Annotated in this window: 1 protein-coding gene; it reads right to left on the bottom strand. The window is 18.3% G+C overall.

Going from position 1 to position 240, the window contains the following annotated elements:
* On the bottom strand, positions 1–240 hold a 240-nt coding region (locus Q4528_RS15800), incomplete at both ends, for a hypothetical protein (protein WP_303522684.1).

Genomic DNA, 240 nt, shown 5'->3' on the forward strand with positions numbered 1-240 from the left:
CATATATTCTTTTGTTAACTACTTCTAAATTAATACTTTGAGTTTTCTTTTTATTTCTAGCTGTTTTTCTATGTGAAGCATTAGTAATAAATCTGGTCAAAATACTAGTATTTTGAGGAATATCTTTAATGTGTTTTAAAATAATTTTATATAAATCATGAGAAGAAATTATATTAAAGATCTCTTTTTTAGAATATAAAGAATATTTTTTATTTTCTAAATATTTAATTAAATCAAAGT

The sequence above is a fragment of the Staphylococcus pasteuri genome, from assembly GCF_030547725.1.
GTDB lineage: Bacteria > Bacillota > Bacilli > Staphylococcales > Staphylococcaceae > Staphylococcus > Staphylococcus pasteuri.